This window comes from Bifidobacterium sp. B4081 (assembly GCF_026537335.1).
Lineage (GTDB): Bacteria > Actinomycetota > Actinomycetes > Actinomycetales > Bifidobacteriaceae > Bombiscardovia.
Map to the genome: position 1 here is coordinate 118,770 of NZ_JAFNMM010000001.1, position 14,385 is coordinate 133,154.

Consider the following 14,385-nt stretch of genomic DNA (forward strand, 5'->3'; position numbering starts at 1 on the left):
AAAGTGAACGTGTCTAAAGAAATGGATAGCCTTAAACCATGGCACTAGCACTCTATCGGCGGTATCGGCCTGACACTTTTGACGGCATCATCGGTCAGAAGCAGGTCACCGTGCCCCTTACCCGAGCTCTGGATGAGAACCGGCTGACCCATGCCTACCTCTTCTCCGGTCCCAGGGGATGTGGAAAGACCAGCAGTGCCAGGATTTTCGCCCGCTGTGTCAACTGCGCCAAGGGACCGACCAGCCATCCCTGCGGCGAATGCGACAGCTGCAGGGATCTGGCCACGGGAGGCCCCGGTTCCATCGACGTGGTGGAGATTGACGCCGCCAGCCATAATGGCGTTGACGATGCAAGGGAGCTCAGGGAGCGGGCAGGCTTTGCCCCTGTGCGTGACCGCTACAAGATCTTCATTTTGGACGAGGCTCATATGGTCACCCAGCAAGGATTCAATGCCTTGTTGAAGATCGTCGAGGAGCCGCCGGAACACGTCATGTTCATCTTCGCCACCACAGAGCCGGAGAAGGTGATCGGCACCATCCGCTCCCGCACCCATCATTACCCCTTCCGTCTCGTGCCCCAGGAAGTCATGGGGCCTTATCTAGAGGGCATCTGCAAAAAGGAGGACATCAAGGCCGAGCCCGGTGTCCTCAAGCTGGCCATGCGGGCTGGAGGCGGATCGGTGCGTGACACCCTTTCTGTGTTGGATCAGCTCATGGTAGGCGCTGACGAGCACACCATCACCTATGATGCGGCTGTAGCTCTGCTGGGGTTCACTCCTGCCGCACTGATCGGCGAAGCTGTGGATACGCTGATCAACCACGATGGTGCTGGTCTCTACGGGGTCATTCAAAAGGTGGTCGTCGGCGGGTTCGAGCCCCAGCGCTTCGTTGAGGATCTGCTGGCCCATGTCCGCGACCTGCTGGTTCTCAAGCTGGCGGGGGAACGGGCTGAAAGCGTGCTTAGCGAAGATGCCGACGACGACCAGGTGGCCGATCTGCGTCGGCAGGCGGATGCTTTGGATCTGCAGGTCCTGACCAGAATGGCCGACATCATCAACGATGCGCTGGCGGGAATGAACGGGGCCACTTCGCCCAGAATGCGCTTGGAGCTGCTGGCCGCCAGGCTGCTGGCAATTGGCTGCGAACCTATGGAGCAAGCAACGGTTGCAGGGGGAACTTCCACCAGTGGCGTGGCCCCGGCGCCCGCCCGTAGCGGGTTCATTGGCGCTGACAGGTCTCAGCAGAACGGTCGACCGCCCAAAGCATCACAATCTGGTCGTGCTGACGGTGCTGTTCGCCCTGAACAGTCTGGCGGGGCGGGTTCGTCGTCTGCTGCGGCATCCGCCACCTCGGCTGGGTCGCGGAACATGGCAGGTTCCCATTCTGATTCCCCGGCTGAGGGAAAGCAGGAAGGCGAAGGGCAGCCTGATCATTCCGGTTCCGCCCAACCCGTGCGGAAGGAAGTTCCTTCCTCGCCGGCTCAACAGCCTGTGGCGCAGCATGATACTTCGCGGGGACAGGAAACAGAGGTTCCGACCGGCACAGAGCTGGACAAGCGCTGGGATGCACTGGTGGCTGCCCTGCCGGATGAGGTACGTCAGTATGTGGTGCGGGACCGTGTGCCTACCGTGGCCATGAAAGCAGACCCATCCGGACGCAAGAGACTGTCTATGACCTTCGACCGTCCACTCAGCCAGCATGCTTTTGCCATGGCTGTGGCTGCACAGTCGGTTGATGGGGAGACCAAGGTGCCGCGTATCGTCATGGTCCGCGCTCGCCAGGAGTTCGGACAGTCCACCATGATTGCTCCATCGGGGACGGCTGCCAACGGCGAGACTGTGGAGTCCGTCAACAGGATGTCTCCCCAGCGTCGCGCAGAGGTCAAAAAGGAGGTGGCTCTAGCGCGAGCTGGATTGGCCACTATGAACCTTGGAGCGGCGGTTATGCCTCATGCAGCCACGGAACAGGGGCATGCCCCTAGGAAGATGACGGCATCTGCTGGTCATGAGGGTGGGGCTGGAGCATCGGCATCGGAGGGGAGGTCCACCTCTGGAGAAGCTGCAGGAGACGGGAATTCCGACGACGCTCACCACCCAGTCGGCGGTCCGGTCCAGTCGTCTCCGGAAGCGTTGCCGTCGGCAGGCTTTGGCTCCACTGCTTCGACGGTATTGCCAGACGATGATCCCTGGGCCCACCCCATGCCAGCGACTCATGCGCCGCAAAAGGTCTGGCAGCCCGGTGAGGGCAGCGACGGATCCAATGGTCAGAAAGACCATGAATCCAAAAAAGTAGCTCTGCCGGACATGAGCGACGACACGGATCCTTGGGCCGTGCCCGATTCCGGGACCAGCGCCGCAGCCTCTGCAGTGTCCTCCGACAGTCAAAGCCATGAAGTTTCTCCGTCGGTTGATTCATCCGGTCAGGGGAGCGCCTCGAGTGCAACTTCGGATCCGACATCGGGGACTGGAGCGGTTTCCGATGAAGGTGTCATGGCGACTGGCATATCAGCCTCGTCGGATGCGCAGAGCGACGTTCACAGTTCCGAGTCTGTCGGCGGTTCGGATGGCCCCCAGGCAATGGCAAAGGCTGCTGGAGCTGAGAGCAGGAGAGTGCCGGCAGGCTTCGCTGGTCCGTCCTCCAGTGGTTCCGATCAGGATGGGGCCTCGCCTGCTGCAGTCTCCTCCCAGGCTGCAAGGCCGTCAGTGGATCCTGAGGACGATGTCTATTCCATGGACGATGCCAGGCTCGGGGCGGACAATGCCATGAACCAGGATGAACTGACCAAATTGTTTGACGTGACCAAGGTGGAGGACTTTGCTGCTGACGACCCCCAGAATCCGATCAACGTCCAAAAGCGCCGGCAGGAACAGGCGCAGCGACAGGGAGGTGAATGATGGCTGCTACCTATGATGGAGCTATTCAAGAGCTGATCGATGCCTTTGCTCAACTGCCGGGCATTGGCCCCAAGGGTGCTCAGCGCATCGCCTTCTACATTTTGGGAGCCGATCGGCGTAGCGCTCAGGATTTGGCCGATGCTATCGTCGCCGCCAAGGAGAAGGTTCGGTTTTGCGAGATCTGCGGCAACGTCTGCGAGACCAGCCCGTGCCCTATCTGCCAGGATCCGCGTCGTGACCGCAGCATCATCTGCGTCGTCGAGGAGCCCAAGGATGTCATGAGCATCGAACGTACCGGAGAATATCGGGGCCTTTACCATGTTTTGGGCGGGGCCATCGACCCTATGTCCAACGTCGGACCTGGCGATCTGCGCATTCCCGAGCTCTTGAAGCGGCTGGGGACGGATCAGGTCAAGGAGGTCATGCTGGCCTTGGACCCCAACATCGAAGGCGAGGCCACCACCACCTACCTGGGAAGGCTGCTGGGCCCTCTGGATCTGCGGGTCACCCGGTTGGCCAGCGGTCTGCCCGTCGGTAGCGATCTGGAATATGCCGATGAGATCACCCTTGGCCGGGCAATATCCGGCCGTCGCGATCTGTAAGGCCTGCGGTCACTGATTCACGGGTTCCCTGGCTGCCGTCAATGTTTCGCATATTGGTGGAGGGGGTCTGATAGAACGGTGTCGTTCGTATAATCCATGTAATCAACATGTTGCAGATGATGGTCTAGTGGCTTAACCGTCGCGGGATGGAACAGCAGTGGCACTTATCGTTCAGAAGTATGGCGGGTCCTCGGTGGCGGACTCGGACTCCATCAAGCGTGTGGCCAAGCGCATCATTGACACCAAGCGCGCTGGCAATGACATCGCTGTGGTGGTTTCCGCTATGGGGGACACCACTGACGATCTGATTGATCAGGCCATGGATGTGGATTCCAATCCTCCTGCCCGAGAGATGGACATGCTTATGACGGCGGGGGAGCGCATCTCCATGAGCCTGCTGGCCATGAGCATCCATGCACAAGGCGAGCGCGCCCACTCCTTCACCGGTTCGCAGGCGGGATTCATGACCGATGCCCGCTACGGCGCAGCCCACATCCGCCATGTCCGACCTCAGCGTGTCATGAAGGCCCTGGACCGAGGCGAGGTGGGAATTGTGGCGGGCTTCCAGGGGGTCAACCCCGATGGCGACGCCACCACCCTGGGTCGTGGCGGCTCGGATACCTCGGCTGTGGCCCTAGCCGTGGCGCTCAAGGCGGATGTCTGCGAGATCTATACCGATGTGGATGGCGTCTTTACCGCCGACCCGCGCATTGTGCCCACCGCCCGTAGAATCGCCCGCATTTCATATGAGGAGATGCTGGAGATGGCGGCCGGCGGATCCAAGGTGCTGGCCCTGCGCTGCGTGGAGTATGCCCAGCGCTTCCGCATGCCCATCCATGTGCGCAGTTCCTTTTCCCATCGCCCAGGCACGCTGATCATGCCCGACGATGTCGATGCTGACAAGATTCCCAATTTGGAGACCGGCCAGCTGCCGGATCGCCCCGCCGCACGCGCTGACAAGTGACGGGATATGACGGAAGGAAGGACATGACCAACGGCGAATCCATGGGTGACCTGTTTCCGGACCTGAACGGCCCTGAGTCACCCATCATCTCAGGGGTTGCCCACGACCGCAGTGAGACTCAGGTCAGTCTGCGTGCCGTGCCCGACCGACCTGGCGTGGCCGCACAGCTCTTCACCATCCTTGCCGAGGGCGGCATCAACATCGATATGATCGTCCAGGCTGGGGCGGCTACCGGCACCGTGGACATCTCCTTTACGTTGCCGTCCGCTCAGGCTGATCAGGTGGTTCCCATGCTGGATGACTCACGCGAGCAATTGGGGTTCCGATCAGTGGACATCAATCCCGAGGTGGGCAAGGTGACCCTGGTGGGCGTAGGGATGAAAACCCATTCGGGCATCACTGCCACCTTCTTCCGGGCCTTAAGCGACCGACATATCAACGTGCTCATGATATCGACCTCCGAGATCCGCATCTCCGCCTTGGTGCCCATCCAGGACCTGGACGAGGCGGTACGGGCCATCCATACGGCCTTCCACTTGGATGCTGATCAGGTCGAGGCGGTCGTTTATGGCGGCACGGGTCGCTGAGCGGAGAGGAGAGAGCAATGACGAATAAGGCTGATTTGGCGGGCAACGGACGTCGCGGCATCAATGTAGCCGTTCTGGGTGCCACCGGCCAGGTAGGCATGGTCATGCGCCGCATGCTGGACGAACGGAACTTCCCCGTGGCCGACCTGCGATTCATGGCCTCGTCCCGGTCGGCCGGAGAGCAGCTGCGCTGGCGTGACAGGACCATCACGGTCGAGGATGTGGAGCAGGCCGACCTGAGCGGGATCGATCTGGCCATCTTCTCCGCCGGTGGCTCGACCTCAGGAACCTGGGCTCCGCGTTTCGCCGAGGCCGGGGCCTACGTGGTCGACAACTCCTCCCATTGGCGGATGGATCCCGAGGTCCCCCTGGTGGTGTCTGAGGTCAACCCCGAGGACCTGGATCTTATCCCCCGGCGGATCGTAGCCAATCCCAACTGCACCACCATGGCCTGCATGCCGGTGCTGAGTCCCTTGGCCAAGACATACGGTCTGCGCCGCCTGATCGTCTCCTCCTACCAGGCCGTGTCAGGGGCTGGGCGTGCCGGCGTCCTCCAGCTGCGCGACGAGGCCAAAACCGCCGTGGAGCAGGGTGCTGACCGACTGGTCTTCGACGGATCGGCTATCGAGTTCCCCCCGCCCACCAAGGTGGTGCGCACCATTGCCTTCAACGCCGTACCTTTTATAGGCGACTTGGCCGATGACGGCAGCGGCGAGACCGACGAGGAGCAGAAGCTGCGCAATGAGAGCCGCAAGATCCTGCACCTGCCTGATCTGGCCGCCTCCTGCACCTGCGTGAGGGTAGGGGTCTTCACAGCCCACGGCATGAGCATCAATGCCGAGTTCGAGCACGATGTGACCCCTGATCAGGCCCGTGACCTGCTGTCCAAGGCCCCCGGAGTAAGTCTGGCGGAAATACCCACTCCTCTGGATGCCGCCGGCAAGGACCCCAGCTTCGTGGGACGCATCCGCCAGGACCAGGCCGTGGAAGGCAAGCGGGGATTGTCCATGTTCGTGGCCAATGACAACCTGCGCAAGGGAGCCGCCCTCAACGCCGTGCAGATCGCCGAGCTGATCGTCCGCAAGCATTTCGCTGACAGGATCTGATTGTGCATCTGGGCTGATTGCTTGGCAGACCTAAAGTATCCCGCATATCTCTTGGGTATGGGAAGACCGGCTCTACCAGGCCTTGTCAGCCTGATGGCTTTCATATAGGGTCAGTCCTGTTTGGCCTTTGCTCGGCTCGAAGCTTGTGAGGCTTGTCTGCCCGATCCCCTCTGCTGTTGATCCAGATCGAGTATTCCCTCGGCCGTGTCGCGGTCGGTGGCCAGTGCCGAGATAAGCCCGGCCCGCAGACAGGCGAGGATGCTGGCAACTTTTTGCGGTCCCCAGGCTACGCCTATGACCAGAGGGATCCGCTTGAGACGTTCGAATTCAATCGATATAGTGCGTTCGCACAGGCTGGTTTGGATGTGGCGACCCTGTGCATCGATGTGGTGTCCGCAGATGTGCCCCACAGCCTTGAGCTCGGTCACCTCCTTGACGAAAGCCGCATTCTCGTAGTCCTTGAAAATGTGTCCTGACCTTCCCTCCTTGACGGACCCGACTCCTACCACCGCAACATCGGCATGTCCGCCCAGGGACAGGGTGTCGGCGATCTGGCGTTCTTTGCGCATGGCTTCAGCCACAGGAGTTGAAGACAGGATCATGGGCACTGGCAGCGTCGAGTAGCTGCCGCCCAATCGTTGGGCTAGCATGCGGCATATCTCCGGTGAATCCGTCATGGGATTGGTCGGCGACAGGGAGCCGATCATCTGCACGACCTTGGACTTTGCCCAGTTTTGCAGGGGAACTTCACGAACCGTGTAGGCGACCGCGTTGCCATTGGAGACGGTTATCAAAGAGTCGGGTCTGGTCTGCTCAACCAGGAGAGCCGCCGCGCTTCGGGGTACGACATCATACCCGGTGCATCCTTGGGGTGGCTCCGAGACCCGAGCGCAACGGAGGTTGAATTGTCGGATCAACCTGGACTCCAGGTCTTCAAGCCGTTCCAGTGGATTCTCAATGGAGATCTTCACCAGTCCTCGCTCTTGGGCCTCCTTCAGCATCCGGGAGACGGAGGGACGGGAATAGCCTGTCTCTGTGGCGATCTGGGACTGCAGCATGTGGTCCTGGTAGTACATGCGGGCTACGCGAAGAAGCAGCTGGACCCGCTTGCGGGCATCCGAACTGGTCATCATCTGTAAATCGCTGAACATATGTACATTTTATCAGAATCAATGAAAAACTGCTTATCTGCTCCTGAAGGTCGAAAAATACTTGTTTTCAAGGGTAAGAATGCGATCTATATGCGTTTGAACTCGTAGTTCAAGTACATATGTTCATCAATATCCTTGTTGTTTATTGACTGCTCACATAGTCTGTCTCCTGTCAAAGGCACCGAATGGAAAAGCCTAAAGACCGGTGCCGCGAAGTCGCAGAGCACAAACAACAAAGGAGTTCACATGGCATTCGCACGAACCATTCTGGGTGATGTCGATCCGAGCACGCTTGGCGTAGTCAACAGCCACGACCATCTGATCCGGGTGGGAGCCGGTGAGGTCTACCTGGATAAGGACCACCAACTGGATTCAGTCGAGAAGGCAGAGACCGAGGCCGGCTATTTCGCCAAGGCCTCGCTGAACTGGAGCAAGCAGGGCGGCACCGTGGTGGATATGTGCCCCATCAACTGCGGCCGTGACATCGAGAAGCTGGCCGAGGTGGCCCGCTCGGTGGAGAACCTGCAGATCATAGGGGCCACCGGCTTCCACCGTGAGCATGTCTACCTGGAGACCCAGTCCCACTGGATCAACCGCTACAGCGTGGATCAGATCGCCGACCTGGTCATCGCCGATATCCGTGAGGGCATCGACCGCAACGACTACACCGGCCCCCTGGTGGATCGCAGCCCCTATAAGGCAGGTGTTATCAAGATCGGCACTGCTTACGGCGAGATCACGCCCTTCGAGCACAAGTGCATGGAGGCTGCCGCCAAGGCGGCCATCGAAACCGGCGCTCCCATCAACACGCACACCACCTATGGAACCTGTGGTCTGGAACAGGCCCAGACCCTGATTGGACTGGGGGTCCCCGCCGACCAGATCGCCATCGGCCACATCCAGCGCAATGCCGATGTCTACTACCTGGAGGAGATCCTGGATCTGGGCGTTTACCTGGAAATCGACGGCACCAACAGGATCAAGTATCAGCCCGATTCCAACAGGATGATGGAGCTCAAGGCTTTCAAGAAAGACGGCTACGAGGACCGTATCCTCCTAGGCACGGACTCGGGCAAGCGCTCCTACCAGAAGGTCTACGGCTCTGTGAGTGGCGTGGACTACAACCCGGCAGTGGACGGCCCCCGCATGATCGCTGAAGGCTTTGATCCCGACTACGTGGACAAGCTGCTCATCCGCAACGCCCACAACTTCTTCTCCTTCCGTAAGGAGGCCTGAGCGCGATGGCAGCAGACAAGACCCTGGAACGCCCCCAGCTGCAGATCGCGCTGGACACCTTTGATATGCCCTCGGCCCTGAGGCCTCTGAATGCGGCCGTGAGCCAGGTGGATGTCATCGAGTGCGGAACCGTCCTGATCATCGCCGAAGGGCTGAGATCCGTGCGCGAGATCCGTGCCCTCTATCCCAATAAGACCATCCTGGCGGATGTCAGGATCGCCGAGGCCGGTGCGGTCATCTCCCGCGCCTGCTTCGAGGCGGGTGCCAGCTGGGTCTCGGTGGTCGCCGGGGCCAGCATGACCACGGTCGAACAGGTGGTGAAGGTGGCCCAGGAGTCCGGCGGCGAGGTCCAGATTGAGCTGGGCGAAACCTACGATCCCGAACAGGCGCGCGAATGGCGGCGACTTGGAGCCACCCAGGTCATCGTCCACCGTTCTCGTGATGCTGAAGCGGCCGGAAAGCTGACCTGGGGGGAGGACGACAAGGACCGCATCCGTCAGCTGCATCAGATGGGCTTCAAGGTCACTGTGACCGGCGGGGTCACGGCCAAGGACCTGCCCTTCTTCCAAGGAGTTCCCGTTGGAGTGGTGATTTCGGGTCGCGGCATTGTCAAGGCTGACGACCCCCTGGCCGCTGCGACCGAGCTGCGGGAGACCATTGGCAGGGTGTGGCCGCAATGAGTGGCAGTGTCACCCTGGGCATCTATGAGAAGGCCCTGAAGTCCCCCGCCGAGCCGGATGATTGGGATGCGTTCATGTCCCAGGTGGTGGCCGATGGGTTCACCTTTATGGATCTGTCCATTGACGAAAGCGACAAGCGGATGGCTCGCTTGGACTGGACGGCTGCCCAGGCTTCCGCCTTCCGTCAGGCCGCTGACCGCCAGGGCGTCCGGGTCGGAGGGATCTGCCTGAGCTGCCACCGCAAGGTGGGCCCCGGCTCCGCCGATCCGGCTGTCCGCCGTCAGGCCTATGAGATCTTCCTCAAGGCGATCGATCTGGCTCATGAGGCGGGCATTCCCCTGATCCAGGTAGCTGGTTACTACGCCTACTACGAGGACCCTGATCCTGACCAGCGCGCCAGGTATGTGGAGGTTCTGGCCAGGGCGGCTGAGTATGCGGCCCAGGCCGGCGTCATGCTGGGTATAGAGAATGTGGACGGCAATGACATCACCTCCATCACCAAGGGTCTGTCCATCTGCGATCAGGTCGGGTCCTCCTGGCTGAGCATGTACCCGGATATCGGCAACCTTTATGAGCAGGAGCTGGATGCCGTGGCTGAGCTCAGGGCTGGAGCCGGCAGAATGCTGGCCATCCACGTCAAGGATGTGCTCCCAGGGCAACCCCGTCGCATCACCATGGGCGAGGGCTGTGCCGACTTTCCTGTGGCTTTCGCCGAGCTGGCCCGGCAGTCCTGGTCGGGGCGGATCATGCTGGAGATGTGGAACGATGATTCGGACCAGGCCGATCAGATCGTCATGAATGCAAGGGAGAAAGTGGAAACCTGGTTGCGAGGGGCCGACATAGATGTGCTCGATCCCAAAGGCTGAGGTAAAGGTCGCAGCCGTCACGGTTGCGACCCGGGGGTGGTTGTGCCGGTCCTCCACCCCCTTGGCATCGGCAGGGAGGCAATGATGCCAGCGGTCGCCCTTGATGGGTCGACCCGATCGGTGCGAGTTTGAATGTGACAGGTCGTAATACGGACTGAAGCGGACGTCGTGGTCCATCCTAGAAAAGCGACCGTGTAGACAAGGAGCAAGTGATGGCAGAACATGCATATGACCTTTCGACCATAGGAGAGGGGCAGATCAGGCTCACGGTCAGGAGGGGGGAGCGGCTGATGAACGCCCGGTCGGTCCTGATGAATCCCGCCTGTTCCGAGGCCAATGTGGCTGGAGTCCTAGCCCAGCTTCAGCGCAGGACCCTGTGGACCTCCTCACTGCCAGAGGGGGACTTGGGCGAATACGTCCTGAGCGAGTACAGGTCCGTGGGCGTTGACCTGAGCACCATGGTCCGCAAGCCGGCCAGCCGGATCGCCCTCTACTTCATGGAGCCGGGCGAGCCCCCTATGCCGGCCAACGTCATCTATGACCGCGAGTACACCCCCTTCAGATCGACGGGGATCGATGATTACGACTGGGACCGGATGCTGGACACCCGCCTGCTTTTCCTGACCGGGATCACGGCGGCCCTGACCGATACCACAGCCCAGGTGGTGACCTATGCGGCCGAACAGGCGGACAAGCGCGGCATCGACATCGCCCTTGACGTGAACTTCCGCAGCAAGCTCTGGACCGGTGACCAGGCCAGAAAGGTCCTGGAGCCCATTGCCCACAAGGCCCGCATTCTCTTCTGCTCCATCAAGGACGCCAAAAGCGTCTTCGGCATCGAGGGGACCGGCGAGGAGGTTTGCGAACAGCTCTACCAGCGCTTCGGCAACGAGTACATCGTTTCCACCAATCACCTGGATGGTCCTTACCTGAGGACCTCCAAAGGAATCAAGAAATACGTCACCACCACGGTTCCGGTGGTGGACCGTCCCGGCGCCGGGGACTCCTTCGTGGCTGCCACTCTCCATGGCTTCCTCTCCGATGATGTGGAGTGCGGTGTCAGATGGGGGCAGCGGGCCGCCGAGTACGCCCTGACGCATATGGGCGATCTGACCCGTATCCGCGCCCAGGAACTTGATATTCCGCTGGGCGGGGATATCAATCGCTGACCGTTCCTTCACGATCCAGGCCCGTCGCAGCCTTCTCCAAGGTCGGAGAAGGCGGCCTGGATCCTCAGGTCAGACCATACCGGGGTCGGGCCGCCATCATCATGATCATCCGAGAAAGAAAAGCAACCCATTATGAGCGATACACATGTCACACAGGCCGGAGAGCTGCTGACCGCTTACGAGCAGATAGACTCTCGTCCCCTGACCGGACATCAGAAAAGCATCATCGGCCTGGCCATAGCCGGCAACATATCCGAATTCTTCGATATGTTCCTGATCGGTTTCGTGGTCTCCCTCCTGACTTCGGCCTGGCACCTGACCGGGGTCTCCGCAGGAATCATCCTGGCCTGCTCCGGGCTGGGCACAGTCATCGGATCCATCCTCTGGGGGCGTTTGGCCGATCGCTTCGGCCGCAAGCATGCCTTCCAGTGGTGTGTCCTCTGCTTCGTGGTCTTTACGGCCCTGTCGGTCTTCCTGCCTGACGGTGCCTGGATCCTGCTGGCCATCCTGCGCATAGGCGTGGGCATCGGCGTAGGCGGCCTTAACATTATCTCCATTCCCTACGTCCAGGAGTTCGTCCCGACCAGGCAACGCGGCATGCTCTCCGGCTTGGCCTCGGTCTTCATTCCTATGGGTCTGCTCCTGGGATCCGTCTCGCAGAGCCTGATCGGCGACAATTGGCGCGTGCTGGTGGCCCTGGGCGTTATCCCCGTCCTCCTTCTCTTCTGGCTGGCGACGGTGCCTGAGTCCCCCCGTTTCTACCAGAGTGTGGGACGTGACGACGATGCCCGCAAGGCCTTGGCCTGGGCTCTGGAGCTTCCTGTGGACCAGGTCGGTGCCCTGCCCGAGGTTGAGCAGGAACAGAAGGCCAGCTATCGTCTGCTCTTGTCCAAGCATTTGAAGCCGCTGGTCATCATTTCTGTCGGATCCTTCTGCTTTATTCTGGGTTCCTTCGCCATCCAATCCTGGGGTCAGACGCTGATGAAGGATGCCTTCGGTTTTTCAACGCAAATGGTGGCCTACCTGTTCATGGGCGTCTCCGTGGCCGACTGCATAGGCAGATTCGGCTCTGCCTGGCTGGCTGACATCATCGGCCGGCGTTGGACCATGTTCTCCTTCGGCATCATCGGGGCCCTGGGTTGCTTCTATGCAGCTTTCTTCCACAATTCCGGCTGGCAGTTCTACATCGCCGTCCTGGTCATCATGACCTTCGCAGACGGCGTCTTCGGCATCCTCAACGCTTTCGGTGGCGAGCAGTTCCCCAACGATGTTCGCTCTACCGGACTGGGATTGGGATACGGCATCGGTGCCACAGCCAAGATAGTAGGCCCTATATTCATGGGGCTCCTGGTGGGCGGCGACTATGTCTCCCAGCACATCAACATCGGCGTTGTCACCACGGCATTCACCTTCTTCGGTGTCTGCCTGGTCATCGGCGCTGTTATATACCTCTTTGCCCAGGAGACCAAGGGCAAGGATCTGGAAAGCCTGTGAGGACGGGCAGCAGGGTCTGCGCACACAGGTAAGCAAACCGGGCCGGCTTTTCACAGGGAGGGTCGGCCCCATATTGGGAATGGTGGTGGTTCTTATGACGTCCTTGGCTGATTTTCCTGATGAGGTACGTGTTGAAGTGGGGCTGGTCCGTGAGCATGTTGCCGCCCTGCATGACCAGCTGATCAAGTGGGGGCTGGTGGTGTGGACGGCCGGGAACGTCTCGCAGCGTCTGCATTCGGCCGACTTGCTGGTGATCAAGCCGTCCGGGGTGCGCTATGAACAGTTGACGCCGGAATCAATGGTGGTTACGGATCTGGAAGGGCATGTGGTGGACGGATCTGCCGCCCCCTCCTCGGATGTGTTTTCACATGCCTACATCTACCGGCATATGCCTGAAGTGTTTGGCGTGGTGCATACGCATTCGACCTTTGCGACGGCCTTTGCTGCAGTGGGCCGGTCAATTCCATGCGTATTGACGATGATGGGTGACGAGTTCGGTGGTCCGGTGCCGGTGGGGCCCTTCGCCCTGATCGGTTCAGACCAGATAGGTCGTGGGGTGGTCGAGACCCTGGCGGAACATCCGGGCAGCCCTGCGGTGCTCATGCGCAATCACGGCCCCTTCACTGTCGGTGCTGATGCTGAGGCTGCGGTTAAGGCGGCGGCGATGACGGAGGAAGTGGCGCGTACGGTGTGGGCTGCCGAGCAGATCGGTACGCCAGTGCCCCTGTCCGACGAGGATGTGGCGAGTCTGAACGACCGTTACCAGCACGTGTACGGCCAGCACTGAGGCTGAATACGATACCTCGCCCCGACAGGTGAGCGTCAACAGTGCAGGTGCTCGCCGTGGCAGATTCGAATTAGACTGGAGACCATGACCAGATCTTCCCAAGAAGTGCAGCGGCAACTGGATCGGATCGTGGCCCTGGGCTATCCGGATGTGGCGGACATCAGCGCAGCCGCTTTCAGAGCCTTGGCCCAGCCCCTGATCTCTGCGCTGGAGTCCACTGAGCTGGGCGAGCAGATTCTGCTCATTCCTACCAGGGAGCTGGTCTCGCCCGAGTCGCTGATCGCCCGGACCAGCATCAATCGCATGGCGGGCTTCACCACCATGCCTCCGCGCGACATCGCCAGCTTCCTGCCCCAGAACGGGTTCGAGCCGCCCGAGGGACCCTTCTACATTGTCCTGGAGCCGCACACCGGCACCTGCTATACCAACCGAGAACCGGACGTAGCACGTAAGCTGATAGACTCCGACGACCGGCTCCCTCTGACCTTGGAGGAGGGGCTGGCCATCGCCACCCAGCATCCCGATTGGCTGGCGGTCAAGAATGGCTTCAACCTGCTGGGTTCCTACAGCGCCGACGGGCGCGTGCCCAGCATCTGGATGAGTCAGAACGCACCCCGTCTGGGCTCGGTCTGGCCCAACTCGCGCCACACCTGGCTGGGCAACGCCTACTGCGAGGGCCGCCGCGGCGTCTCCCTCTTCCAGTGAGCGCTCTGTCAGTGCTTGCATCGTGTGGTGTTTGCAACTTGGGCGACCATGCGAATCATGCCGGACTCTGTGCGCTCGCCATCCTCTGAGTCGGAATGCGGACCCGCACCGCATATCCCGGCTCTCCTCCGGTAGGATAATGGC

General features: G+C 60.8%; 13 protein-coding genes. 12 read left to right on the forward strand and 1 reads right to left on the reverse strand.

The features are described from left to right. The first annotated feature begins 38 nt into the window (after positions 1-38). The 5 genes from dnaX (at position 39) to J3T92_RS00495 (ending at position 6,153) form a co-directional block, all read left to right on the forward strand. Positions 39-2,894: a DNA polymerase III subunit gamma/tau gene (dnaX, locus tag J3T92_RS00475; RefSeq protein WP_267399231.1), complete on the forward strand. Its 2,856-nt coding sequence runs from the start codon at positions 39-41 to the stop codon at positions 2,892-2,894. After that, positions 2,894-3,496: a recombination mediator RecR gene (gene recR, locus J3T92_RS00480; protein ID WP_015022549.1), complete on the forward strand. Its 603-nt coding sequence runs from the start codon at positions 2,894-2,896 to the stop codon at positions 3,494-3,496. The genes dnaX and recR overlap by 1 nt, the downstream gene beginning before the upstream one ends. A gap of 157 nt (positions 3,497-3,653) precedes the next feature. Continuing rightward, complete coding sequence (locus J3T92_RS00485) at positions 3,654-4,460, forward strand: aspartate kinase (protein WP_024626971.1); 807 nt, start codon at positions 3,654-3,656, stop codon at positions 4,458-4,460. A gap of 23 nt (positions 4,461-4,483) precedes the next feature. After that, the gene (locus J3T92_RS00490) at positions 4,484-5,047 is read left to right on the forward strand and encodes an ACT domain-containing protein (RefSeq protein WP_015022547.1); all 564 of its coding nucleotides are present in this window, start codon (positions 4,484-4,486) and stop codon (positions 5,045-5,047) included. Between the two features lie 17 nt (positions 5,048-5,064). Next, entirely contained in the window at positions 5,065-6,153 is a 1,089-nt protein-coding gene (locus J3T92_RS00495) for an aspartate-semialdehyde dehydrogenase (RefSeq protein WP_267399232.1), read from the forward strand. A 110-nt stretch (positions 6,154-6,263) separates the two neighbouring features. Here the strand turns inward: J3T92_RS00495 and J3T92_RS00500 are convergent, their stop codons facing one another. Next, positions 6,264-7,304: a sugar-binding transcriptional regulator gene (locus J3T92_RS00500; protein ID WP_267399233.1), complete on the reverse strand. Its 1,041-nt coding sequence runs from the start codon at positions 7,302-7,304 to the stop codon at positions 6,264-6,266. Between the two features lie 246 nt (positions 7,305-7,550). Here J3T92_RS00500 and J3T92_RS00505 point away from each other — a divergent pair, with 246 nt between their 5' ends. From J3T92_RS00505 to J3T92_RS00535, 7 genes are all read left to right on the forward strand, one after another. Then, on the forward strand, positions 7,551-8,540 hold the full coding sequence (locus J3T92_RS00505) for a phosphotriesterase family protein (RefSeq protein WP_045935859.1): 990 nt from the start codon (positions 7,551-7,553) through the stop codon (positions 8,538-8,540). A gap of 5 nt (positions 8,541-8,545) precedes the next feature. After that, positions 8,546-9,220 carry a 3-dehydro-L-gulonate-6-phosphate decarboxylase gene (locus J3T92_RS00510; protein ID WP_267399234.1) on the forward strand — a complete coding sequence of 225 codons (675 nt, stop codon included), beginning with the start codon at positions 8,546-8,548 and terminating at the stop codon, positions 9,218-9,220. Next, positions 9,217-10,086, forward strand: coding sequence for an L-ribulose-5-phosphate 3-epimerase (locus J3T92_RS00515; RefSeq protein WP_267399235.1), 870 nt, complete (start codon positions 9,217-9,219; stop codon positions 10,084-10,086). The genes J3T92_RS00510 and J3T92_RS00515 overlap by 4 nt, the downstream gene beginning before the upstream one ends. Before the next feature lie 212 nt (positions 10,087-10,298). After that, positions 10,299-11,255: a sugar kinase gene (locus tag J3T92_RS00520; protein ID WP_267399237.1), complete on the forward strand. Its 957-nt coding sequence runs from the start codon at positions 10,299-10,301 to the stop codon at positions 11,253-11,255. A 132-nt stretch (positions 11,256-11,387) separates the two neighbouring features. Further along, the gene (locus tag J3T92_RS00525; protein ID WP_267399239.1) at positions 11,388-12,749 is read left to right on the forward strand and encodes an MFS transporter; all 1,362 of its coding nucleotides are present in this window, start codon (positions 11,388-11,390) and stop codon (positions 12,747-12,749) included. A 94-nt stretch (positions 12,750-12,843) separates the two neighbouring features. After that, positions 12,844-13,536 carry an L-ribulose-5-phosphate 4-epimerase gene (locus tag J3T92_RS00530; RefSeq protein WP_267399241.1) on the forward strand — a complete coding sequence of 231 codons (693 nt, stop codon included), beginning with the start codon at positions 12,844-12,846 and terminating at the stop codon, positions 13,534-13,536. Positions 13,537-13,620: 84 nt separating this feature from the next. Beyond that, positions 13,621-14,241, forward strand: coding sequence for a DUF5701 family protein (locus tag J3T92_RS00535; RefSeq protein ID WP_267399242.1), 621 nt, complete (start codon positions 13,621-13,623; stop codon positions 14,239-14,241). The last annotated feature ends 144 nt before the right edge of the window (positions 14,242-14,385 follow it).